Below are 23,564 nucleotides of genomic sequence, written 5' to 3'. Positions count from 1 at the left end.
CTTCAGGTCAACCCCGGAGTCAGACGGTCGGCACCACCATCGGGGTCCCCGTCGCCGGGTTCGGCATCACCAGGCTCGGCAGGCCGAACACCTCGCGCATGAGGGCGGCGTCCACCACGTCGGCCGGCGGCCCCTGCGCGACCACCCGGCCGTCCTTCATCGCCACGATGTGGTCGGCGAACCGGCACGCCTGGTTGATGTCGTGCAGGACGGCGACGATCGTGCGCCCCTCGTCGCGCAGCCGCGCGAAGAGCGCCAGCAGCTCGTACTGGTGGGTGATGTCGAGGAAGGTGGTGGGCTCGTCGAGCAGCAGGTACGGCGTCTCCTGGGCCAGCACCATCGCGATCCAGACCCGTTGCCGCTGGCCCCCGGAGAGCTCCTCGACGGGCCGCTCGGCGAGGTCCGTGACGCCGGCCACCGCCATGGCCGACCGGACGGCCTCCTCGTCGGCGGCCGACCCGGTGGCGAGCAGGGACTGGTGCGGGTACCGGCCCCGGGCGACGAGCCGCCGGACGACGATGTCCTCCGGGGCGACGAGGCCCTGGGGCAGGAAGCCGACCTGACGCGCGAACCGCTTCGGCCGGTGCTCGGCGACGTCCCGGCCGTCGAGGCGGATCGTGCCCGACGAGGGCGTGAGCAGCCGGACGAACGCCTTCAGCAACGTCGACTTCCCGCACGCGTTGGGCCCGACTATCGCCGTGAACGTGCCGTCCGGCACGGCCAGGCTCACCCGCGTCGACACCACCCGCTCGCCGTAGCCGAGCGTGACGTCCTCCGCGGTCAGGCGGCTGGTCACCGTCGTTTCACCTCCATGCCGAGCAGCCAGATGAGATAGCAGCCGCCGATGGCCGTCGTGACCACGCCGACCGGCAGCGCGACCGGCGCCAGCAGCACCTGCGCGACGAGGTCGGCGGCCAGCAGCAGCACCCCGCCGGTCAGCGCCGCCGGCACCAGGGGCACCCCGGCGGCCCGCGCGAGCCGCCGACCGATCTGGGGCGCGGCGAGGGCGATGAACACCACCGGCCCGGCGATCGCGGTCACGGTCGCGGTGCAGCCGACGCCGGCCAGGACCATCAGCAGCCGGAGCCGGCCCAGGCGTACGCCGGTGGTGCGGGCGACCTGGTCGCCCAGCGCCGCCTGGTGCATGGCGTGGGAGATCACGACGAGCAGCAGCACGAACAGCCCGATGACGGCGAACGGGAGACGGACCTCGGCCCAGTCGACGCCGTTGAGCGAGCCGGCGCTCCACCCGGTCGCGGCGAGCGCCACGTCGATCTCGGCCCGCAGGACGATCCAGGAGTTGAGCGCCGTCAGCATCGCGTTGACGGCGATTCCGACGACGATCAGCCGGAGGCCGCTGAGCCCGGAGTCCAGCGACAGCACGTAGATGACCGCGGCGGCCAGCAGTCCGCCGGCCACCGAGCCCGCCGCGAGCTGCCCGGCGGTGCCGTTCAGCACCGTGATCGCCACCAGCGCCCCGGTGTACGCGCCCGCGTCGAGGCCGATGACGTCCGGGCTGCCCAGCGCGTTGCGGGTCAGGTTCTGGAAGACCGCCCCGGCGAGCCCGAGGGAGGCGCCGAAGACCAGCGCCGCGGCCACCCGGGGCAGCCGCCACTCCCGGATCACGAAGGCGGACTCGCCGCCCCGGGTCAGTGCGGTGAGCACCTCCGCCGGGGTGGCCCAGTCCTGCCCCTGGCACAGCCCCAGCAGGGCGAGGCCTGCGGCGACCGCGACGAGCGCCGACGTCACGACGGCCGTACGCCGTTCGACCTCGACCATCACCGGCCCAGCCCGCAGCGTCAGCGTGCTCACAGCGCCGCCGTGCCGTAGCGACGGACGGCCCAGATCAGCACCGGGCCGCCCAGGAACGCCGTGACGATCGACACCGGCACCTCGCCCGTGGGCAGCAGGATCCGCGACCCGATGTCGGCGGCGAGCAGCAGGAACGGGCCGAGCAGCATCGAGTACGCCATGATCCAGGGAATCGAGTCGACGGCGAGCCGCCGCGCCAGGTGCGGCACCATGAGGCCGACGAACGCGATCGGCCCGGCGACGGCCGTGGCGACTCCGGTGAGCAGCGTGACGAGCACCAGGACGGTGACCCGGATCCGCGTCACGTGGGCGCCGAGCGCGTGGGCGACGTGCTCGCCGAGCGCCAGCGCGTTCAACGGCCGGGCCGCGACCATCGCGGCGACCAGGCCGGCCACGGTCACCAGTACGGGCAGCGCCAACGGGGTCTGCTCGGTGCCGGCCATCGCCCCCACCGACCAGAACCGGTACCGGTCGAAGACGTCGGGGAAGGTCAGCCGCAGGCCGAGCGAGACGCCCATCAGGACCCAGCTCAGCGCGACGCCGGCGAGGACCAGCCGCAGCGGCGAGGAGCGCCCGACGGCGTGGACCGCGACCGCCGCGGCGACGGCACCGGCCACCGCGAGGCCGAGCTGACCGGCCTGTGACCCGGCGACGCCCGCCAGGACACCCAGGTTGATCGCGAAACCGGCCCCGGCGGTCACGCCGAGGATCCCGGGCTCGGCCAGCGGGTTGCGGGTCAGGGTCTGGATCAGCACGCCGGCCGCGCCGAGGGCGGCGCCGACGCAGACGCCGAGGATCGTGCGGGGCAGCCGGATGTCGCGTACGACGAGGTGGTCGGTGGTGCCCGCGAAGTCGGTGAGCGCCCGCCACACCTCGGCCGGCGCGACGGGGCGCGCCCCCACGGCCATGCTCGTGCCCGCCGCGACGACGAGCAGCGCGGCGGACACGAGCAGGAGCGTCGCCCGTCGGGGCAGGTCAGTCTTCAAGCCCGGCGATCCCGCGTTTCCAGTACCCGGTGATCAGCGAGTCCAGGCGGTCCCGGCTCCAGGCGCGCAGGGGCCTGATGTCGGTCGCCTCGCCGGCCGCGAAGAGGAACGTACGCCCAGCCGGCAGGCGCAGCGACCGCACCTCCTCCGCCAGCGTCGACCCGGTGCCCTCGCGCACCAGCCACGTCACGGCCACCCGGTCGCGCGGCGCCAGCGGGTAGCCCCGTTCGGCGGCGTCGTCGACCTCGGCCACCAGGTGCGCCGACACGTCGGCCGGCGATTCCTCCAGCCACCGCGCGACGGCCGGCAGGGCGGTGGCGTCGACGGCGAGGACGTAGTGGTCGTAGGTGTGCGGGAACGCCTTCGCTCCGGGCGGGCCCGCGATCGTCACCTCGTCGCCCACGGCCGCCGTGGCCGCCCACGTCGAGGCGACGCCGCCGTCGTGCAGCACGAAGTCCAGGTCGAGTTCGTTGGTGGCGGGGTCGTACCGGCGCACCGTGTACTTGCGGGTGGTCGGCAGCGGGCGTGGCCAGTCGAGCATGCCCCGGCCGTCCGGGACGGGGTCGCGGCGGGTGCCGTCCGGGTCGGGGAAGACGATCTTGACGTGGTCGTCCGCCTGGTAGGTGTGGAAGTCGGCGAGGGCCGGGCCGCCGAGGGTCAGCCGCAGCATGCGCGGGGTCAGCTGCCGCCGGGCGACGACCCGGACGCCGCGCACCCCGATCGGGTAGCCGATCCGGGCCGTACCGCTGCCGGCGCGGTGGTGGGCGGCGACCCGGCCGGCCGGATCGTGGCGGTCGACGGTCATGACGCGAGCAGCGGCGCGAACGCCTTGTCGACGGAGTCGAGGGTCCTGAGGGCAGACTCGTACGTCGCCGCCTCCGTGTACTGCAACGGGAACACCCGGCCGGCCTTGACCGCGGGCAGGTTCTTCCACAGTGCGGAGTCGAGCACCTGCTTCACCGCCTCGGCGGGGGTGCCGTCGGGCTGGAGCGTGTACGTGATCGCGTCGGCCGCGCCGAGGCTCTCCGGCAGTTCCTCGATCGCCGGGTACTCGGTGACGTCGAGCCCGCCCCCGCCCTGCTCCTTGACCTCGCCGTAGTAGGTCACGCCCACGTCCTGGGCGATGTTGGTGCCCCACGACTTGGCGAACTCGCGGTGGAACGTGCCCTTGGAGATGTCGCCGTACGCGCCGACGTGCCCGAACTTGAGGCTGGCGAGGGCGTCGCCGTACTTGGCCTTCAGCTCCCCCGCCTTCTTCTCGTACGCGTCCTTGGCCGCCTGGAAGTGCGTGGTGCGCCCGGCGGCGTCGGACTGGCGGCGGGACAGCTCGCGCCAGGCGTCGGGGACCGTCGGGCCGATCGCCACGACGGGCGCGATGCTCTCGAGCCGCTTCATGTCGATGTCGCCGAGGACGGGCTTCGGCACGCCGATCACGATGAGGTCCGGCTTGGCGGCGGCGATGGCCTCGTAGTTGGTCTCGGCGGCCGCCTCGCCGGCCACCTTGGGCAGCCGGTCGTAGGTGGCCCGGTCCTGCGCGGTCATCATCGCCAGGCCGCGCTTCCAGGTGGAGATCCCCACCAGGGCGGCGTCCGCCTCGATGAGGACCGGCACCGCGTATCCGGTGGCGACGACGCGCTCAGGGTCGACCGGGATGGTGATCTCGCCGTTGTCGGCGGAGAAGACGCGGGTCCCGGCGGAGCCGTCGGACGTCGCGGCGGATTCGGCGCCGTCGGAGCCGCAACCGGTGACCACGGCGAGCGCCAGGGCGGCGGCGGCCAGACGCCAGTGCTGTCGTACGGACATCTACTGATCCTTCGAGGGGCTGCAAGGGGGTGGCAGCCCCGCTGGGCTGCAAAGCTTAGGCTAGCCTTACCAAAGGTTCCGGGATGTCGACGAGAGGTCAACCCATGTCGGGGAGAGGTCAGAGCGTCACCGTCACGGAGCCCCTCGCGGCGGATCCCGTCAGCTGCGAGGAGTTCGGCTACGGCCTCGGCCAACCCGACGGCATCCTCGTCCTGAGATACCGCTCGGTAACCCGCCTGGCGTTCGGCGAGAACCGGCAGGACTTCCTGCACCAGCTCTACTGGTCGCCCGACGGCCTGCTCTCCGCCCGGCACGGCCGGCACACCAGCTTCACCGGCCCCGACGAGGTGTTCTGGGCCCACCGGGCGGTGACCCACGAGGTGCAGGCGGCGGACCGGCAGACCGTCTACCGGATCTGCCTGCGCGAGGTGCCCGCCGCCCTCGACGGGCTGCGGGCCGGCGTCGCCGCCATCGACGCCGAGGCGGCACGGCTCGTCCTCGCGCTCACCGACCCCGGGTACGACGAGCGGGACGCCCCCGAGGCCCGCAGCCGCATCATGGCCGGCATCGGCGTCCCGTCCCACCCGGCCGACGACCGGCAGGCCGGCCGGCCCGGCGTCGCGGTGACTGTCGCCATGGCGCTGGCACACGACCCCGGTGACACCACCAGCCTCGCCGAGTGGGCCGAACGCCTGCACGTCAGCGTCAAGACCCTGCAACGCGACTTCACCCGCGAGTTCGGCATGTCGTACTCGCAGTGGCGGACGAAGCTGCGCCTGCGTGCCTCGCTGGCGCTGCTGGAGACCCGGCCCGTCGGGGAGGTTGCCCACCGCATCGGCTACGCCAGCCCGTCCGCCTTCATCGCCGCCTTCGCCCGGGAGTACGGCTACACGCCGGGCCGCGCCGCCGCGATGAGGCACACCGCCGACGAGCCCGGAGGGGCCTCCCGCCCGTAGCTGACGTTCCCACGCCGAAGACACCCCCCGGAAAGGTTGGGTCGGACCCCGATCCGGGTACCAGAAGACACCCGGGCGAGACGCGGTTCCGGTCCGTCCGGGATTCGGTCCCCCGGGACGACCTTTAGACTAAGGTCACAGTCCGTAATCCGGATTCCCCGGACAATCGGAAGGACTACACGTGATCGAGACCATGCAGATGAGGCCGATCAACCCCGAGTCGGTGCCGGAGGCCACGGGCGGTTACCACAACGCGCTGGAGGTCCAGACCGCCGGGCGGATGCTGTTCATCAGCGGGCAGATCCCCCAGTCCCGGGACGGCCACGTCCCGGCCACCCCCGAGGCGCAGTGCCGGCTGGTCTGGGACAACATCCGGGCCGTCCTCGCCGACGCCGGCATGGACGTCGACAATCTGGTCAAGGTGACCACGTTCCTGGCCGACCGCCGGCACGCCGACGTCAACACCAAGGTCCGCAACGAGGTGCTCGGCGCACACCGCCCCGCCCTGACGGTGATCGTCACCGGAATCTTCGACCCGGAGTGGATCATCGAGATCGAGGCGATCGCCGTCGCCTGACCGGCCCGTCCGACGGCCGACCCGGCGACGATCACCCGCCGGCAGCCGGGCCGCCGTGCCGCGTGCCCGTCCGGGCCGGCTCACCGGCGCGGTCGGGCAGTCGTGGTGGGATGCTGACCGCGCAGGGCCACGACCTGGTCGCACTCGGGGCTGCGGCCCAGTTCGCGTACGTGGGCACGGACGAGCTCGGGGATCCGGTAGCGGCCGTCGGGCAGCGCCTCGGCGAGCCCCGCGTCGACCAGGCGTTCGGCGGCGACCTCGGCGGCGGCCATCGGCTGGCCCGACAGCGCGGCGAGGTTCGACACGCCGACCAGGCCCCGGTCCAGTCGACTCAGCAGCCGCAGGGCCCGCAGCGCCACACCGTCGCCGTCGCCGTACCGGGTCAGCACCCGTACCGCGCCGGCGAGGCAGTCCCGGATCGACATCGACTCGCAGACCAGGGCGTCGAGCCGGGCGGCGGGATCGGCCAGCCGGGCGGCGAAGGCGGCGAGGGACCAGTTCTGCCGCGTCGCCAGCCGGGCGGCCACGATCCGCAGGGCCAGGGGCAGTGCGTCGCAGCGCTCCACGAGCGTCCGCGCCGCCTCGGGCTCGGCGTCCACCCGCTCGGCGCCGAGGTGGTACCGGAGCACGTCGAGCGCGTCGTCCGTGTCCAGGGCGCCGACGGAGACCCGGGTGGCCCCGTCGAGGGTGGTCATCCCGGAGCGTGAGGTGACGATCAGGGCGCATCCGACGGGCACCGGCCCGAGGACGCGTACCTGGGCGGCGGTCGCCACGTCGTCGAGGACGACCACGACCCGACGGCCGGTCAACAGGGCGGACCAGCCCGACGCGGGGTCGTCGCCCGTCGGCGACGACAACCCGAGCGCCTCGGCCAGGACCCGCACCGCCCGGGCGGCCTCCGCCGGCCCCTCGGGTGTCCCCCCGCCCATGGGCACGAACACCGACCCGCCCGGGTGCTCCGCGGCCAGCTCGTGCGCGGCGCGCACCGCCAGGGCGGTCTTGCCGGCGCCGGCCAGCCCCTGGACCACGCCTGGCCGCCCGGACCGCACTCCCTTGACCAGCCGGCCCAGCTCGACCCCCCGCCCGTGCAGGGCCACCGGGTCGGCGGGGAACCGGGAGGCCGGCGGGCTCGGCGTGACCACCCGCACGGGTGGGCGGGCCCCGGGGTGGTGCAGCCGCAGCGCCGGATCGTTGCGCAGGATCCGCTGTTCCAGGTCGCGCAGGGACTCGCTGGGCTCGATGCCCAGCTCGTCGACCAGCAACCGCCGCAGGTCGCGGTACGCGCCCAGGGCGACCGCCTGCTGGCCGTCGCGGTACAGGGCGGTCATCAGGTGGGCGTGCAGGCGCTCCCGCAGGGGATGCTGGCTGACGAGCACCTTGAGTTCCGGCAGCAGCATGCCGTGCCGGCCCAGCTCCAGCTCGGCGCCGATGCGGGCCTCGACCGTCGCGATCCGGGTCTCCTCCAGGCGGGCTACCTCGGCCATCACCAGCGGGGTCGGCCGGACGTCGGCCAGCGGGGCGCCGCGCCACAGCGCCAGCGCCGCGTCGAACCCCTCGACGGCGGCGTCCGGCAGGCCGGCCGCGAGATCGGCGTGGGCCTGCCTGATCAGCCGCTCGCACTCGCCGATGTCGATCGTCTCCGCGGCGACCACCAGGCGGTAGCCGGGACTGCGGGTGGTCAGGACGCGGCCGTCGCGGTCGTTCAGGGCGCGGCGCAGCCGCCACGCGTACCCGGCGACGAGGCCGCTGGCCGAGGCCGGCGGGTTGTCGTCCCAGAGTTCGGCCACCAGTTGTTCGAGCGACACCACCTGATCGGCCTTGAGCAGCAGCATCGCCAGCAACGCGCGCTGTTTCGCCGAGCCGATCCCCCGCCACTGGACGCCGTCGTGGAACTCCACCGGCCCCATCAACCGGAAACGCAGGCGGGCGGGTGGTGCTTGCCGCGGGATGGGCATCTCTGCTCTCGATTCGTGAGCGTGGTGGGAGTCGGCGCCGCTCAGACCAGTCCGACGTCCGCTGCCAGCCGCCGGCGGTCGACCTTGCCGTTGGCGTTGACCGGGAAGAACTCGACCCGGTGGTACCGCGCCGGCGCCATGTAGGGCGGCAGGTGGTCGGCCACCAGTTCCGCCAGGGCCGCCTCCGCCACGGTGTCGCAGGTGTAGAGCGCGTGCAGCTCGACCGCTCCGGCACCGGGCAGCGCCAGGACGACGACGTCGTGCACCCCCGGGTGCCGGCGCAGGACGGACTCGATCTCGCCCAGCTCGATGCGGTAGCCGTGGATCTTGACCTGGTCGTCGAGCCGCCCCAGGTGGACCAGCTCGCCGTCCTCCCGGCGGACCCGGTCCCCCGTCCGGTACCAGCTCGCCGGGCCGGGCGGGCCGTCGACCGGCGTCGACTGGCGGCCGTCGTGGTCGACGAACCGGCCGGGGTTCTGCGCGGGGTCGAGGTAGCCGTCGAACCGCTGGCCGCCCCGCACGCAGAGCTCGCCGTCGTCCCCGGCGGCCCCGTCGGCCGCCAGCAGGACCCCCTCCAGGTGCGGATGGATCCGCCCGATCGGCACGGTGTCGTTGCTGGTGCGGGGCCACCGCGCCGGATCGGCGGGAAGCTGGTAGCGGGTGCAGGTGACGGTGAGTTCGGTGGGCCCGTACAGGTTCTCCAGGGTGCTGCCCGGCGCGGCGTCCGCCCACGCCCGCGCCTGGGCCAGGGTGAGCTGCTCACCGGCGAAGAGGCTCCACCGCAGGCCCGGCATGCTGCCGGGACGCAGGGTGCGCAGGCGGCGGGCCAGGGAGATCACCGACGGTACGGAGAACCAGTGGGTGATCTGGTTGTCGTTCACGTAGCGGACGGGGGCCAGGGTGTCGCCGGGCGCGGCGACCACCAGCAGCGCGCCGGACGACCAGGCGACGAACATGTCGAACACCGACGGGTCGAAGGTCAGCTCGAAGGTCTGCGACAGCCGCGACCCCGGCCCCACCTGGTAGGCCTGCACGCAGTGCGCGAGGTAGGGGGCGAGGTTGCGGTGCCGGATCGGCACCCCCTTGGGCGTGCCGGTGGATCCGGAGGTGAACAGGGTGTACGCGACGTCGTCGGGGCCGCCGGCGTACGCGTCGGTCCACCGCTCGGCCGGCACGTCGTACCAGCGCTGCTCCGGGGTGTCGGGCAGGTGCAGGACGCCGACCGGCCCGGCCGCCTCGTCGGCCACCCGGCCGCCCGCGTCGTCGGCGAGCAGGGCGTCCACCCCGGCGTGGGCGCAGGTCCGCCGGATCCGTTCCGCCGGCGCGTCGGGGCCGAGCGGCACGACGGTCGCGGCCAGCCGCAGCGTGGCGAGATAGCCGACGTACGCCGCGAGGCTGCGCGACGCGCAGAGCCCGACGACCCGGGGCGGGCGGCCGTGCAGGGCGACCAGCCGGGTGGCCAGCCGCTCGACCCGGTCCAGGAGTTCGGCGTACGTCAGCTCGTGCCCGGCGACGCGCAGCGCCGGGGCGTCGGGATGGCGGCGGACCGTGTCGGTGAACCCCTGGAAGAGCGTCGGGTCGTCCGCGCTCACCGGGAGCCGCCGGTGGTCGCCGCCTCCGGCCGGTCCCCACCGTCGTCGGCGGTGCCGGCGCCCCCGCTGTCGTCCGGGTCGCCGGACGCCGGGGCGGCGGCCGGGCCGTCGACCTCAGCCATGCGCTCCCGGGTGACCACCTTGAAGAACGGGTAGATCAGCAGTACGCAGAGCACCGCGAAGAAGCCGAACGCCACCTGGTAGGAGAAGAACTCGGCGAGGATGCCGGCGAGGATCGCGGCGACCGGGGTCATGCCCCAGGCCACGAGGCGGCTCGCGGCGCTGAACCGACCGAGCATGTCGGCCGGCACCAGGGACTGCGTGATGAACCGGGAGTTGACCGTCCACATCGTGCCGCCGGCGCCGGCGAGGAACGCCGCGGCGCCGATGGCCCAGGCGCTGGACGGCGCGGCGGGCAGCAGCGCCGGGGCCGCGACGAGGGCGAAGGCGCCGACGATGTCGGTGAACATGGACCAGCGTCGGCCGATCCACCGGTTGACCGGCCCGACGATGACGGTGCCGATCACCCCGCCCGCGCCGAGGCCGGTGAGCAGGAAGCCGTACTGCCGTTCGTCGAGGCCGAGCGGGCCGCCGACGGCGTAGACCGGGATGAGGGCGAGCCACGCCGCCCAGCAGCCGGCCATGATCGCGATGAGCAGCGCCATCGTCCGGAGCAGCCGGTGCTGCCAGAGGAACCGGAGGCCCTCGCGGATGTCCTCGTTGACCGAGCGCTTGCGCTCGGGGGCCGCGACCTTGAAGTTGCCGACCAACAGGAGCAGCAGGACCGCGCCGGCCACGTAGGCGAACCCGGTGACGCTGAGCGCGAGCCCGAACCCGACCGCCACCAGGAAGCCGCCGATCGGCTGCCCGGCGAAGCCGTTGAACAGGTATTCCAGGGCCGTGATCCGCGCGTTGGCGGTCTCCCAGCGGTGTTTCGGCACGGCCGACGGGACGATGGAGACTCCGGCGATCCCGGCCACCACGTCGGCCAGGCCGATGACCAGGGCGGCGGCGTAGATCAGCGCCAGGGTGGGGCTCGCGGCGAGCACGGCGACGAGGAGCGCGCCGACGGCGACCATCCGGGCGATCTCGGCGCCCATCAGCAGGGCCCGCCGGTCCATCCGGTCGACGAAGACGCCGACGTGCAGCGCGGCCACCAACCACGGCAGGCTCATGATGGCCGCGACGGCGGTGACGACGACGGGTGATCGACTGATCTGGGCGGCGAGCAGCGGGAGGGCGATCCGGGCCACCGCGTCGGCGATGTTGGTAGTGCCCGTGAAGATGACCAGAATCCATTCGTTTCGCCTGGCTCCGGGCGGATCCGCCTGCGCTGTGGTTTGAGCTGTGGCCACGACAATCCCTCGCACGGTCTTGAATTGGGAGAAGTGAATCAGAACTCCGCCGCGGAGTTCGCACAGCACCCGGACAAACGATAAGGGACCATTTACCCGACCGTGCTTGTCAATTAGCTGACACGCAATGCCGGGCGGGTCGGGGACCGATCCCGCACTTCCGCCCCGGCCATCGCCGGCAATTCCGATCGGACCGGTCGCCGGGGCTGAACGGAGTCGCAGGTCATCGGGGTCCGCGCGTTGACAGGGTGGTCGTACGGGTATCGGCAGGCGGCTCCAACAATCGCGGAAAGTCCTTTTCGCACCTTATGGGAATACTCTGCGTTGCGCTGGTTGCACCATAGGTCATCCGGGGGAACGTGTCCATCCTCACGTCAGTGCGTCGGCCGGCCCTTCCGGCGGCGGCCACGGCAGCCCACCGGGACCCGAATAATACGTACGGGGGTTTCTGTCGCCCGGTGCCGCATCTGAGGCGATTACGGCGGCATTGCCGCCCCGCCGGGCCCCGCCTCCAGGCTCGCGCCACTGGCCAGCGCCCCTTTTACGCCGCCTCCGCCCGGTACCGGACGGGCTCCGGGATGCCACCCGAATCAGCGACCAACGACATTCCATCCCGGGAACATCGAGAGAACATCGGCGCCGGGATGCTCGGACCCGTAGAACTTTCAAGCGCAAATTCAGTCGACCCCCACCTCGATCGGCGGCCCGGCTCCTCGCCCGGTTTCCGATCATTGCGGCGCGGCCGACCTCAGGTGAACGGGAAGCAGGGATGACGACTCCAGCTGACCTCGACACGACGATCGCGAAGTACGCGTCGGTGGCCTTCGACGACTCGACCCCCCTGCTGGAGGCCGGCCTCGAATCGCTGTCCCTGCTGCGGCTCGCCGTCGAGCTGGCCGACGACGACGACGCGGAGATCGACGCCACCCGCCTGGTGGACCTCCGCACCGTCGGTGACCTCAAGCAGTGGCTACGCGAGCTGAGCGCCGTGGGCGCCGAGACCGGGGGCGCACGGTGACCACGACGGCCGGGACGGAACCCGCGACGGACACCGGGCCGGTGCGACTGCCGATCACCGAGTCGCAGAAGGGGCTGCTGGTCGTCAACGAACGCTCGCCCGGCCGCGCCGTCTACAACCAGCTCGTCCGCTTCGACATCGACCCGTCGATCCCCGACGAGACGATCGAACGCGCGCTGGCCACGGTGGTCGCCGTCCAGCCGGCGATGCGCCAGGTCTTCGGGCTGCTCCCGGAGATGCACGCGCGGCTCACCCCGCCGCCGGGTCCGGAGGACTTCCCGCTCGAACGGGTCACGGCTCGGCTGCGCGACTTCGAGGAGGCCGTCGGCGCGGCGCAGCGGCGGATCGGCCGACCCGAGTTCGACCTGGCCAATGGCCCCGCGTACCGCTTCGCCGTCGTCCGCTGCGTCGACGAGCCCCGGGTGGCCGTCCTCCTCTGCGACCACCACATCATCCTCGACGGCGTGTCGATGGGGCCCCTGGTGCGGGACCTCCAGGAGGCACTGTCCGGCCGCCTCGCCGGGGCGGAGGTCGAGCAGCGGCGCGCCGCCCGCGAGAAGGCCTTCGTCAAGGAGCTGGCGGCGCAGAACCGCACCGCCACCTCCGACCGCGTCGTCGACCGGTCCCGGGAGTGGGCGGCCCGGTTGCGGGAGGTCCCGCCCCTGGTGCTGGCCCCCCTGCCCGGCCGCGCCGCGCAGACGGAGTTCACCGGCGACCGGGTCAGCTGGTACCTCAGCCAGGCCGAGACGGCCGCGCTGTCGGAGACCTGCCGGCGGCTGGAGATCTCCCCCTTCGTCTTCTTCTCCGGCATCTACGGCACCGTGCTGGCCCGGCACGGCAACGTGTCCAGCGTCCTGGTCGGCAGCCCGTTCATGGCCCGCCGCACGATCGGCGCCTTCGACCTGGGCGGCTTCTTCGTCAACACGCTGCCGGTCACCGTCGACGTGGAGTGGAGCCGCACCGTCGACGAGCATCTCGGCAAGGTGGTCCGGGAGTCCATCGACTTCTGCCGCGCGAACGTCGACGTCACCTTCAACCGGCTCGTCGCCGACGTACGGCCCGACCGATCCAGCAACCGCAACCCGCTGTTCTCGGCGATGCTCGCCATGCAGGACACCTTCACACCCGAACCGGGCGGGGCCGTGCTGCGGGTCCTGGAGCCCGGCAACGGCACCGCCAAGTTCGACCTCTGGCTGGGCGCCACCCCCGTCGACGGCCGCTGGCTGCTCGAACTCGAGTACGACCGGCAGCTCATCGCACCCGTCGTCGCCGACGGGCTGCTCACCTCGCTGCGCGACGCCGTACGCGGAACGGTCCGGGACGGCTCGCAACGGCTCGGTGACCTCTTCGCCGACGCCTCCGCCACGGCCAGCGTCCGCTCCGACGGCTGGACCAGCCCGCTGACCGGCGACACGCCGTGGGACTGGGTGACGGCGGCGGCCCGGCAGCGACCCGACGCCCCCGCGATCGAGGACCCGACCCGCCGGCTCGACTACCGCCAGTTGCTGGCCGAGGCCGAGCGGATCAGCGCCGGGCTCGCCGCGCACGGCGTGGGCCCCCGGGCCGTGGTGGGCCTCGCCGCGACGACGCTCTGCGACACGGTGACCGCCATCCTGGCCATCCTCCGCCGGGGCGCGGCGTACCTCCCCCTGGATCCGGGCCTGCCCGCCGAGCGGCTGGAGTACATGGTCCGGCGGGCCGGCTGCGAGTTCGTCGTCGGCGAGGCCCTGGTGCCGGACGTGCCCACGGTCGCGGTGGCGGACCTGGCCGCCACGACGGAGCCGGTGCCCGACCCGCTGGCCGATCCCGACGCCCCGATCTACGTGATGTACACGTCGGGCTCCACCGGGCAGCCCAAGGGCGTCCAGATGGGACACCGCCCCCTGGCCAACCTCACCAGCTGGCAGATCGCGGCCCTCGGCATGGACGCCGAGACCCGCTTCCTCCAGTACGCCCCGCTCGGCTTCGACGTCTCCTTCCAGGAGATCCTGCCGACCCTGGCGGCGGGCGGGACGGTGGTCTCCCGCGAGCCGGCCGACCGGCGGATGTTCACCGCCGTCCTCAGCCGGATCGCCAGGACCGAGGTGACCCACGTCTACCTGCCGGTCGCGGCGCTGCGACCCCTGGTGCAGACCGCCGCGAGCCGGGGCACCCGGTTGCCCGCGCTGCGCTACCTGTGCGTCTCCGGCGAGCAGCTCATCGTCGACGACGAGATCCGCGACTTCTTCCTCGCCCACCCGCACTGCACCCTGGTCAACCTGTACGGCCCCACCGAGACCCACGCGGTCACCTCGCACCGGCTGTCGTACCGGGACGCGGTGTGGCCGACCCACGTGCCGATCGGCCAGCCGTACCCGCGGGTGAGCGCGTACGTGGTCGACGCCACCGGCCACCTCGCCCCGCCCGGCGTCGCCGGCGAGCTGCTCCTGGGCGGGGACTGCCCCGCCGACGGCTACATCAACGACCCGGAGATCACGGCCGAACGGTTCGTGCCCGACCGGTTCTCCGGTGCGCCCGACGCGACCATGTACCGCACCGGGGACCTCGTGGTCCGCGACGACCGGGGCGACCTGGTCTTCCTGGGCCGGATGGACACCCAGGTCAAGATCCGGGGGTACCGGATCGAGCTGGGCGAGATCGAGGCGGTCGCGAACCAGGTCGACGGCGTCCGACAGTCGGTGGCCGTGGTCCGGGGCTCCGGGTCCGACCGGGAACTCGGGCTGTTCGTCCGTCCCGACGCGGACTCGACCGTCGACCCGGAACAGGTCCGCCAACGGCTGACCACGGCGCTGCCGGTCTACATGCGTCCCCTGTGGATCTTCCCGGTCGACCGGGTCCCGACCACGCCGACCGGCAAGACCGACCGCGACGCCCTGCTGCGGCTCGCCGACGAGCTGCTGGTCGAGCAGCAGAGCGCCGACACCGCCGAGGTCGCGTACGCCGACGACCTGGAGCGGGAGCTGGCCGGGCTGTGGGGCGGGGTGCTCGACGTCGAGGGCATCCGGCCGGACCGCCCGCTCATCGAGTACGGCGCACACTCGCTGAACATCTTCACCACCCTCGCCGAGGTGCAGGAGCGCTACGGGGTGGCGGTGCCGCTTGTCGACTTCTTCGCCGCGCCCACCGTGGCCACCCTGGCGGGGCTCGTCCGCGCGGGGCGGGGCGGCGACGATGCGGCGGTGACGCCGTGACGACCAGGCTGCCCGGCCGGCTGGTCCCCCTGCTGCGGCGGGGCGCCCGACCGGCGTGCGTACTGCTGCCGGGCGCCGGTGGCGGGCTGCACCCCTACCTGCGGCTCGCCGCGGCCATCGGCAAGACCCACAACGTCGCGGCGGTACGCGCGGCCGGCCTGCTGCCCGACGAGGAGCCGGAACTCAGCATCGCCGAGATGGCCGACGCGGCGGCGCAGGCGCTGGACGCGGACGGCACGGTCCCGGCGGCTGTCCTCGGCTGGTCCCTCGGCGGCTCGGTCGCCTGGGAGCTGTGCGTCCGGCTGGCCGAGCGGGGGCACCTGCCCGACCTGGTGCTGGTGGACGCGACGCCGCTGCCGCGCCGCGCCACGGCCGAGGAGGACGCCCGGGTCCGCGAGACCGTCGTCGGGATGCTCGGGCCGCGCCCCGCCCCGGCGACCGTCGAGCGGGTCCGGCGGGTCTTCGACACCCAGGTCGCCGCCCTCGCCGACTACCGGGCCGAACGGCCGTACGCCGGCCGGGTGCTGATGCTGATGTGCACCGACGAGGAGTTCGGGTTCCGCGCCGAGGCCGAGGCCCGGTGGCGGGAACTGGCGCCGGAGCTCAGCGCCGGGCGGCTCGACGCGGGGCACTTCGACGTCTTCGACCCCGAGCGCCTGCCGCAGCTCGTCGACGAGGTGACGCCGTTCCTCGGCCGCGCCTCCGGTGCGGTGCTGCGATGAGCCCGCTCGCGGTCGTCAGCGGCGGCACCCGGGGCATCGGGCTCACCTTCAGCCGCCGGCTGGTGAAGCTGGGGCACCGGGTGGTCGCGCCGTACCGGGGTGACGCCGTCGCGGCGGCGTCGGCAGCGGCCGAGCTCGGCGCCGCGTTCCACCCGGTCCGGCTCGACGTCGGCGACGCCGACGCGGTCAACGCCGCCGTGGAGACGGTCCTCGCGGAGCACGGCCCGCCGACCGTGCTGGTCAACAACGCGGGCATCAACATCGACCGGCCGTTCCTGGAGATGTCGACCGAGGACTGGCGGCGGGTGCTCGACACCAACCTCTCCGGCGTCTTCCACCTCACCCGGGCGTTCGCGCCCGCGATGCTGGCGGCCGGGCGCGACGGCGTGATCGTCAACGTGGGGGCCACCACCGGCATCCGCCCCCGCCGCAACGGCGTGAACTACTGCGCCAGCAAGGCCGGCCTGCTCCAGCTCACCAAGTGCCTGGCGCTGGAGCTGGCGCCCCGGATCAGGGTCAACTGCCTGATCCCGGGCATGACCGAGACCGACGAGCTGGTGACCCGGTTCCGGCTGGACGACCCGGCCGCCCGGGCGGCGGTGGTCGCGGAGATCCCCCGGGGCCGCATCGGCACCACCGAGGAGATCGCCGACGCCCTGGAGTTCCTCGTCGGGCCGGCGAGTGGATACCTGACCGGGCAGAAGCTGATCGTGGACGGTGGGCAGTTCATGTGGTGACCGATGTGGACGAGATCCTGGACGGCGCGACGCGGGCCCGGGCCGAGCTGCCCCCGCCCGGCGACGTGCGCTACGACCGGTACTGCGCGGCGCTCGCCGACCGGCTCGCCGCCGGCTGGGCCGACGTCCTGGCGGCGAACGCCACCGACGTGGCCCGGGGCACCGAGGCGGGCCTCGGCCCCGAGCTGGTGGACCGCCTGGCGCTCGGCAAGCGCCACCTCGACGCGCTGGTCGACCTGATCGCGCGGACCCGTGCGGCGCTGCCGACGGTGACCGCGCCGAGCGCCGGACACCGGGCCGGCAACGGCGCCACCGTACGCCGGCTGCCCAAGCCGCTCGGCGTGGTTCTGATGATCTTCGAGGCGCGGCCGACGGTGACGGTGGAGGGCGCCCTGCTCCCGGTGGCGGTCGGCAACGTGGCCGTCCTGCGCGGCGGGTCGGAGATCGCGGCCACCAACCGGGCCCTCGCCGTCGTCGTCGGGCAGGCGCTGGCGGACGCGGGGCTGCCCGACGGCACCGTACGGATCGTCACCGACCCCGACCGCCGGCTGGTGCGGGCCCTGCTGAAGCGGCACGACGCGGTCGACGTGCTGATCCCCCGGGGCAGCCCGACGCTGATCGACTACTGCCAGACCAGCTCCACCATCCCGGTGATCGCCAGCGGCGGCGGGGTCAACCACCTCTACGTCGACCGCAGCGCCGACCTGGAACTGGCCGCCCGGATCGCGCTCGACAGCAAGCTGGGCGAGCCCACCGCGTGCAACACCCTCGAACTGGTGCTGGCCCACGCCGACGTGGCCGAGGAGCTGACCCGGGCCCTGCTGCGGGCCGGCGCCGGGCTGACCGAGCCGTGGCTGCTGCGGGTCGACCCCCGGCTGACCGCCGCCGTGCCCGCCGGGGCGCCGGTGGCCGAGCTGACCGCCGCCGACGACGGCCGCGAGTTCCTGGAACGCGCGGTCGGCATCCGGCCCGTCGCCGGCCTCGACGAGGCGGCGGCCCACATCCGCCGCTTCGGTTCCCGGCACACCGAGGGCGTGGTGGCCACCGACCCGGCGGTCGTGGACGGGTTCCTGGCCAGGGTGGACGCCGCCGCGCTGGTGGTCAACGGCTCCCTGCGCCTGCACGACGGTCCGACGATGGCACTGGGACCGGAGCTGTCCATCAGCACGGGCCGGCTGCACGTACGCGGGCCCGTCGACCTGTCCGCCCTGCTGACCTGGAGCTGGGTCGTCGACGCCGGGGGCAGGCTGCGCGGCGACGGGACGGAGGCGGCATGACGGACCGGTCCCTGATCAACGAGGCGGTGAAACGGCTGGTCGTACGCGAGTCCCGGCTCGCGGTCGACCCCGGCACGGTCGACGACCACGAGCCCCTCAACGGCGACCTGCTGCGGGTCAACTCGCTCGGTTTCCTCGGCATGCTCGTCCGGCTGGAGGACGAGCTGGACGTGACGCTGCCGGACGACATCTTCGCCGGGCGGGTCTTCACGACCGTCGCGGACCTGGTCGACGTCGTCGCCGACGTGGTGAAGGAGGAGTCGTGACCGAGACGCCCCGGGCCTGGCGCAGCGTCCTGCCGCACCTCGGCTACGAACTGCCCGCGGACGTGACGCCGGAGGACACCGACGGCCCGGTGACCGCCACCCTGCCCCTGGAGCTGATCCGGCAGAGCGTGTCGGCCCGGGAGTTCTGGCCGATCCCGGAGCCCGTGGCCGAGCGCTACCGGGCCTACCGGCCGGCGCCGCTGTGGCGGGCCCGCCGCTTCGAGGCCGAGATCGGGGCCACCGTCCCGATCTACGTCAAGTACGAGGGCGGGAACATCTCCGGCAGCCACAAGTTCAACACCGCGCTGGCGCAGGCCCACTACTACCACCGGGCGGGCTTCCGGGAGCTGGTCACCGGCACCGGCGCCGGGCAGTGGGGCAGCGCCCTCGCCGCCGCCTGCGCCGCGTTCGGCATGGCCTGCACCGTCTTCATGGTCGGCGGGAGCCTGCGCGACAAGCCGTACCGGGGCAGCCTGATGCGGCTCTACGGCGCGGAGCTGCACGCCAGTCCCAGCCCGCTGACCGGGGTGGGACGCGCCGCCGCCGAGCAGCCGGGGCAGGGCAACAGCCTCGCGCTGGCCATCGGCGAGGCCGTCGAGTACGCCCGGGCGGATCCCAAGCGGGCGTTCTGCATCGGCAGCGGCGAGACGTACAGCATCCTGCACCAGTCGGTGATCGGCCTGGAGGCGATCGACCAGCTCGCCGCCATCGACGCCACCGTGGACGCGGTGATCGGCTGCGTGGGCGCCGGCAGCAACTTCGGCGGGCTGGCCCTGCCGTTCTTCGCCGCCTGGCGGGCCGGCGAGCTGGACGTGCCCGCCGACCTGATCGCGGTCGAGTCCAGCGCCACCCCGAAGCTGACCCGTGGGGTGTACGCCTACGACCACACCGACTCCACCGGCACCGGCCCGATGGAGCCGATGTACACGATCGGCAGCGGGTACGCGATCCCCGCGTCGCACTCGGCCGGGCTGCGCTTCCACGGCGCGGCGAAGCTGATCTCCGCCATGCGGCACCGGGAGCAGATCTCGGCGCTGGCGGTGGGCCAGCGGGAGGCGCTGACCGCCGGCCGGACGTTCGCCCTGACCGAGCTGGTGCTGCCCGCGCCGGAGTCGGGTCACGCGCTGGCCGCCGCCGCCCGCGTGGCGACCGGGCGGGAGTCCGGGCACCCGGCGCGGCACGGGGTGCTGGTCTGCGTCAGCGGGCACGGCCTGCTCGACCTGGCCGCGTACGACAAGCTCCTCGCCGGTCTGCCCGAGGACCGGCCGGCCGACGCGGACGCGTTGCGGGCGGCGACGGCGTCGCTCCGCGCGGTCCACGAGATCTGAAGGGCGTGACATGGTCGCTGTGCCTGCGGTGCCGACGCGCAGCCGGGAGTGGACGCCGGTGCTGACCGGTCTCCGCGCCGACGTGCTGGACTGCGTGCAGGTGAACCTGGCCGCGCTGGCCGACCGGGCCTACGGGCCCGGGGCGCACCTGGCGCTCGGGGCCACCCTGCGCTTCCACACCGCCGAGGGGCCGGCCGGGACGCCGGCGGTGACCGCGTCGGTGGACCAGCGGCTGGCCGAGGCGGCCGACCTGCTCGGCCTGCGGGTCGCCCGACGCTGGGACGACGTGCCGGGCGCGCGGCTGCGCGAGCTGGTGGCCGAGCACTCGCCGCTCTACGTGGTCGCCGACACGTTCACCATGAGCTGGCTGCCGTACGCCGGAAACCAGCACATGGAGCACAGCTTCCTGCTGGTCGACGCCGGTGAGCACTGCGTCGTGGTCGACGGCTACCACAACTCCACCCAGTGGGGTGACGCGCGACCGGGGACGTGGCGGATGTCGGCCGCCGACTTCGACGCGGCGGTGCCCCGAGCGACCGCGATGACCGTCGTCGCCGACGGCGCCCCGGTGCTCGACCGGGCGGCGGTGCTGCGGGACAACGCCGCCGCGTTGCGCGCCGAGGCCGACCGGATCGAGGACTACCTGGCGGCCGTCCGACGGCGGGCGGGCGAGGCGGAGGTGGCGGCCCAACTGGTGCTCGACGTGTGGCTGCTCGGCCGGTCCCGGGCCCTGCACGCCGCCTGGCTGGCCGGCGACCCGGACGCCGCCGACGCGGCACGGGAGGCCGCCGGTCGCGCCGACGCCTGGCTCGCGCTCGCCGGGCAGAGCTACGTGGCGATGCGCCGGGTCCGCCGGGGCGGCGTCTTCCCCGCCCCCGTCCTCGACCAGCTCGCCGGCCTGCTGCGCGACGACGTGGCGCTCGCCGGACGGCTCGCCGACGCCGGGCCGGTGCCACCGCCGAGGGGCGGGCCGACCGCCGACCTGGGCCGGATCCGCGAGGTGCTGGCCGACGAGGTGCGTGGCGTCCTCGGTGTGGGCCCGGAGGTGCCGGTCGACGGGCGTCCGCTGCGGACGCTGTCGGGCTTCAACTCGTTCCGGCTGGTCGAGGTGATCGAGCGGGCGGAGACCCGGCTGGGGGTGGAGCTGGACCCGGACGACCTCACCGGGACGGCCCTGCACGACCTCGACTCGCTGGGCGCCGTGTTCGAGCGGGCCCGGCCGGCGACGCAGGGGGTGTCGGGCCGGTGAGCGGGCTGCTGCACGAACTGCTGGACCGCACCGCGGCCGCCCGGCCGGACGCACCGGCGATCGCGCACGGCGACCTGGTCCAGAGCTACGGCGAGCTGGACGCCGCCAGTCGGCGGGGCGCCGGCTGGCTCGCCGGGCGGGGTGTGGGCCGGGGCGAGCGGGTGGTGGTCTGCCTGCCCACCGACCCGCTGCTGCCCGCCCTGCTGTACGCCTGTTCCCGGGCGGGCGCCGTGTTCAGCGTCGTCAACGACCAGTCCCCCGCGATCGCCCTGGCCCACGTGCTGACCGACGCCGAGCCGGCGCTGCTCGTCAGCGACAGCCCCCGGGCGCTCGCCGTGGCCGCCGAGCACGGGGTGCCGGCCGTCGGCTCGGCGGAGCTGCGCCGGATCGTGCGCGACGGCCCGGACGCCGAGCCGGCGGCGGCCCCGCTGGCCGTCGATCCGGTCTGCCTCATCTACACCTCCGGCAGCACCGGCATGCCGAAGGCGGTGGTGTCCACCCACGCGCAGGTGGTCTTCGCCGCCGGGGCCATCGCCGCCCAGCTCGGCTACCGGGCCGACGACGTCGTGTGGTGCGCCCTGCCGCTCTCCTTCGACTACGGCATGTACCAGATCTTCCTCAGCACGCTGGCCGGCGCCCGGCTGCACCTGGCCTCCCCCGCCGACACCGGCCCGACGCTGCCCCGGCACCTGGTGAACAGCGGCGCGACCGTGCTGCCCGCCGTGCCCGCCCTCGCCCGTGGCCTGGCCCGGATGCTGTCCCGCCCGGGCACGGCCGTGCCGGCGCTGCGCCTGCTCACCAACACCGGCGCGGCGATGCCGCCCGAGGTGCTGCGCGACTTGCGCGCCCGGATCCCCACGCTGCGCGTACAGCTGATGTTCGGGCTCACCGAGTGCAAGCGGGCCGCGATCATGCCGGTGGACGAGGACCTGCGCCGGCCCGGCGCCTCCGGGCGGGCCCTGCCCGGCACCGAGATCCTGATCGTGGACGCGGACGGCGCGGCGGTGCCGCCCGGCACCGTCGGCGAGATCGTGGTCCGCGGCCCGCACGTGATGGCCGGCTACTGGCGTCGCCCGGACCTCACCGCGCAGCGCTTCCCCCGCGCCGAGGGGCTCTTCCCCCAGCTACGCACGGGCGACCACGGCTGGCTCGACGCCGACGGCTACCTCTACTTCGTCGGCCGGCGCGACGACATCTACAAGGAACGCGGCATCCGCGTCAGCGTCACCGAGGTCGAGGCGGCGGCGCACCGGATACCGCAGATGCAGGCCGCCGCCGTGCTGCCGCCCCGCGCCGAGGACGGCGGCGACTCGGCCACCCTGTTCGCGGTGACCGAGCTGACCGCGCCGGAGGTGCTCGCCGCGCTGCGCACCGAACTCGACGAGATCAAGACGCCCCGGACCTGCCTGGTCGTGCCGGAGATCCCGCTGACCCGCAACGGCAAGGTCGACCGGGCGGAGCTGTACCGGATGTGGTCGGAGCGCGCCCGTGTCTGAGCTCGCGGAACTCTTCGACCGGCCGGACGCGCCGCAGACCCCGGCGTACCTCTACGACACCGACGAGCTGGCCCGCTCGTACGCCGCGCTGCGGGCCGCCCTGCCCGGGCCCGCCGAGCTGTTCTACTCGCTCAAGGCCAACCCGCACCCGACGGTGGTCGCCGACCTCACCGCCGCGGGGTGCCGGGCGGAGGTCTGCTCCCCCGGCGAGCTGCGCGTCGCGCTGGCGGCCGGCTGCGATCCGGCCGAGATCCTCTACACCGGCCCCGGCAAGCGGGACGTCGACCTGGTCGAGGCCGTACGGGCCGGCGTCGGGCTCTTCTCCGTCGACTCGCCGTACGGGCTGGACCAGCTCGACCGGGTGGCCCGCGAGCACGACGTCGAGGTCCGCACGCTGGTGCGCATCAACGACGACACCCCGGCCCCCGGGCAGGGCCTCACCATGACCGGCGTCGCCTCGCAGTTCGGCGCGGACGTGCGCTGGGTGCTGGACCGGCCCGAGCTGTTCGGGCCGCGCCGGAACGTGTCCCCGGTCGGGTTCCACCTCTACATGGGCAGCAACGTCGACGGCGAGGACGCCCTGCTCGCCCAGTTCACCCAGTCCGTCGACACCGTACGGCGGCTGGCGGCGGCGACCGGGACGCAGCCGGAGCTGATCGACCTGGGCGGTGGCTTCGGGGCGCCCTTCGCGCGGGCCGGCGACCGACCGGAGCTGCCGAAGCTGGCGGACCGGCTGACGGCGTTGCTGGGCGACGCCTTCCCGGGCTGGCCGGAGCGCGGGCCGGGCGTGGCCTTCGAGTCCGGCCGGTACCTGGTCGGCACCTGCGGCACGCTGGTCACCCGGGTCCTGGACGTGAAGCGGTCGCAGGGCGCCACCGTGGTGGTGCTGGAGTCGGGCATCCACCACCTCGGCGGGATGTCCGGGCTGCGCCGGCTGCCGCCGATCGTGCCGGACCTGGTCACCGTGGACGCGGCGGCCGGCGCGCCGGTGCCCGGGACCATCGTCACCGGTCCGCTGTGCACGCCGCTGGACACGTGGGCCCGCGCCGCGGCCCTCCCGCCGCTGGTCCCGGGCCAGCTGGTCGCCGTGCCCAACGTGGGCGCGTACGGCCTCTACGCCAGCCTGGTGGCCTTCCTCGCGCATCCCATGCCGGTCGAGGTCACCGTCGCCGGGGGCCGGATCACCGGCGTGACCCGGCTGGAGCTCACCCGGCACACCGTCATCGGCAGCGACAGGGGTTGAT

The 23,564-nt window shown here is 74.1% G+C and carries 20 protein-coding genes; 12 read left to right on the top strand and 8 right to left on the bottom strand.

Features of this window, described 5'->3' with window-relative positions; genetic code table 11:
• Nucleotides 1-19: 19 nt before the first annotated feature.
• The 5 genes from ABZ573_RS03165 to ABZ573_RS03145 are packed head-to-tail and all read right to left on the bottom strand — an operon-like array spanning nucleotide 20 to nucleotide 4,601.
• Nucleotides 20-796 carry an ABC transporter ATP-binding protein gene (locus ABZ573_RS03165; RefSeq protein ID WP_327030394.1) on the bottom strand — a complete coding sequence of 259 codons (777 nt, stop codon included), beginning with the start codon at nucleotides 794-796 and terminating at the stop codon, nucleotides 20-22.
• The gene (locus ABZ573_RS03160; RefSeq protein WP_358115200.1) at nucleotides 793-1,812 is read right to left on the bottom strand and encodes an iron chelate uptake ABC transporter family permease subunit; all 1,020 of its coding nucleotides are present in this window, start codon (nucleotides 1,810-1,812) and stop codon (nucleotides 793-795) included. Before ABZ573_RS03160 ends, ABZ573_RS03165 begins: the two co-directional genes overlap by 4 nt.
• Nucleotides 1,809-2,798, bottom strand: a complete 990-nt coding sequence (locus ABZ573_RS03155; protein WP_358115197.1) for an iron chelate uptake ABC transporter family permease subunit — start codon at nucleotides 2,796-2,798, stop codon at nucleotides 1,809-1,811. The genes ABZ573_RS03160 and ABZ573_RS03155 overlap by 4 nt, the downstream gene beginning before the upstream one ends.
• Complete coding sequence (locus ABZ573_RS03150; RefSeq protein ID WP_358115194.1) at nucleotides 2,788-3,603, bottom strand: siderophore-interacting protein; 816 nt, start codon at nucleotides 3,601-3,603, stop codon at nucleotides 2,788-2,790. Before ABZ573_RS03150 ends, ABZ573_RS03155 begins: the two co-directional genes overlap by 11 nt.
• Entirely contained in the window at nucleotides 3,600-4,601 is a 1,002-nt protein-coding gene (locus ABZ573_RS03145; protein WP_358115191.1) for an ABC transporter substrate-binding protein, read from the bottom strand. The genes ABZ573_RS03150 and ABZ573_RS03145 overlap by 4 nt, the downstream gene beginning before the upstream one ends.
• A gap of 104 nt (nucleotides 4,602-4,705) precedes the next feature.
• Here ABZ573_RS03145 and ABZ573_RS03140 point away from each other — a divergent pair, with 104 nt between their 5' ends.
• Nucleotides 4,706-5,557: an AraC family transcriptional regulator gene (locus ABZ573_RS03140; RefSeq protein WP_358115188.1), complete on the top strand. Its 852-nt coding sequence runs from the start codon at nucleotides 4,706-4,708 to the stop codon at nucleotides 5,555-5,557.
• A gap of 181 nt (nucleotides 5,558-5,738) precedes the next feature.
• On the top strand, nucleotides 5,739-6,134 hold the full coding sequence (locus tag ABZ573_RS03135) for a RidA family protein (RefSeq protein ID WP_151455537.1): 396 nt from the start codon (nucleotides 5,739-5,741) through the stop codon (nucleotides 6,132-6,134).
• Nucleotides 6,135-6,214: 80 nt separating this feature from the next.
• Here ABZ573_RS03135 and ABZ573_RS03130 read toward each other — a convergent pair whose 3' ends face one another.
• From ABZ573_RS03130 to ABZ573_RS03120, 3 genes are read right to left on the bottom strand one after another with little or no spacing between them, the layout of a single operon-like run.
• The gene (locus ABZ573_RS03130) at nucleotides 6,215-8,089 is read right to left on the bottom strand and encodes an AfsR/SARP family transcriptional regulator (RefSeq protein WP_358115185.1); all 1,875 of its coding nucleotides are present in this window, start codon (nucleotides 8,087-8,089) and stop codon (nucleotides 6,215-6,217) included.
• A gap of 41 nt (nucleotides 8,090-8,130) precedes the next feature.
• Nucleotides 8,131-9,681: an amino acid adenylation domain-containing protein gene (locus tag ABZ573_RS03125; RefSeq protein ID WP_358115182.1), complete on the bottom strand. Its 1,551-nt coding sequence runs from the start codon at nucleotides 9,679-9,681 to the stop codon at nucleotides 8,131-8,133.
• Nucleotides 9,678-11,036 carry an MFS transporter gene (locus tag ABZ573_RS03120; protein WP_358115179.1) on the bottom strand — a complete coding sequence of 453 codons (1,359 nt, stop codon included), beginning with the start codon at nucleotides 11,034-11,036 and terminating at the stop codon, nucleotides 9,678-9,680. The genes ABZ573_RS03125 and ABZ573_RS03120 overlap by 4 nt, the downstream gene beginning before the upstream one ends.
• Before the next feature lie 769 nt (nucleotides 11,037-11,805).
• On the opposite strand from ABZ573_RS03120, the gene ABZ573_RS03115 reads away from it, so the two are divergent.
• From ABZ573_RS03115 to ABZ573_RS03070, 10 genes are read left to right on the top strand one after another with little or no spacing between them, the layout of a single operon-like run.
• On the top strand, nucleotides 11,806-12,054 hold the full coding sequence (locus ABZ573_RS03115; RefSeq protein ID WP_151453764.1) for a phosphopantetheine-binding protein: 249 nt from the start codon (nucleotides 11,806-11,808) through the stop codon (nucleotides 12,052-12,054).
• On the top strand, nucleotides 12,051-15,245 hold the full coding sequence (locus ABZ573_RS03110) for an amino acid adenylation domain-containing protein (RefSeq protein WP_358115176.1): 3,195 nt from the start codon (nucleotides 12,051-12,053) through the stop codon (nucleotides 15,243-15,245). Before ABZ573_RS03115 ends, ABZ573_RS03110 begins: the two co-directional genes overlap by 4 nt.
• Nucleotides 15,242-15,967, top strand: a complete 726-nt coding sequence (locus tag ABZ573_RS03105; RefSeq protein WP_358115173.1) for an alpha/beta fold hydrolase — start codon at nucleotides 15,242-15,244, stop codon at nucleotides 15,965-15,967. Before ABZ573_RS03110 ends, ABZ573_RS03105 begins: the two co-directional genes overlap by 4 nt.
• Nucleotides 15,964-16,704 carry an SDR family oxidoreductase gene (locus tag ABZ573_RS03100; protein ID WP_358115170.1) on the top strand — a complete coding sequence of 247 codons (741 nt, stop codon included), beginning with the start codon at nucleotides 15,964-15,966 and terminating at the stop codon, nucleotides 16,702-16,704. Before ABZ573_RS03105 ends, ABZ573_RS03100 begins: the two co-directional genes overlap by 4 nt.
• Complete coding sequence (locus tag ABZ573_RS03095) at nucleotides 16,701-17,981, top strand: glutamate-5-semialdehyde dehydrogenase (protein WP_358115167.1); 1,281 nt, start codon at nucleotides 16,701-16,703, stop codon at nucleotides 17,979-17,981. Before ABZ573_RS03100 ends, ABZ573_RS03095 begins: the two co-directional genes overlap by 4 nt.
• On the top strand, nucleotides 17,978-18,247 hold the full coding sequence (locus ABZ573_RS03090) for an acyl carrier protein (RefSeq protein WP_151453759.1): 270 nt from the start codon (nucleotides 17,978-17,980) through the stop codon (nucleotides 18,245-18,247). Before ABZ573_RS03095 ends, ABZ573_RS03090 begins: the two co-directional genes overlap by 4 nt.
• A complete protein-coding gene (locus tag ABZ573_RS03085) occupies nucleotides 18,244-19,575 on the top strand; it encodes a TrpB-like pyridoxal phosphate-dependent enzyme (protein WP_358115164.1) in 1,332 nt (443 codons plus the stop codon). The genes ABZ573_RS03090 and ABZ573_RS03085 overlap by 4 nt, the downstream gene beginning before the upstream one ends.
• A gap of 10 nt (nucleotides 19,576-19,585) precedes the next feature.
• On the top strand, nucleotides 19,586-20,824 hold the full coding sequence (locus ABZ573_RS03080) for a phosphopantetheine-binding protein (protein ID WP_358115161.1): 1,239 nt from the start codon (nucleotides 19,586-19,588) through the stop codon (nucleotides 20,822-20,824).
• Nucleotides 20,821-22,320 (top strand): class I adenylate-forming enzyme family protein, encoded by a 1,500-nt coding sequence (locus ABZ573_RS03075; protein WP_358115158.1) that lies wholly within the window; start codon nucleotides 20,821-20,823, stop codon nucleotides 22,318-22,320. The genes ABZ573_RS03080 and ABZ573_RS03075 overlap by 4 nt, the downstream gene beginning before the upstream one ends.
• A complete protein-coding gene (locus ABZ573_RS03070; protein WP_358115155.1) occupies nucleotides 22,313-23,563 on the top strand; it encodes a type III PLP-dependent enzyme in 1,251 nt (416 codons plus the stop codon). Before ABZ573_RS03075 ends, ABZ573_RS03070 begins: the two co-directional genes overlap by 8 nt.
• The last annotated feature ends 1 nt before the right edge of the window (nucleotide 23,564 follow it).

Source organism: Micromonospora sp. NPDC007220 (genome assembly GCF_040634035.1).
GTDB lineage: Bacteria > Actinomycetota > Actinomycetes > Mycobacteriales > Micromonosporaceae > Micromonospora > Micromonospora reichwaldensis.
Note: the sequence above shows the minus strand (reverse complement) of the source record. Positions and strands in the feature narration are given on the sequence as shown.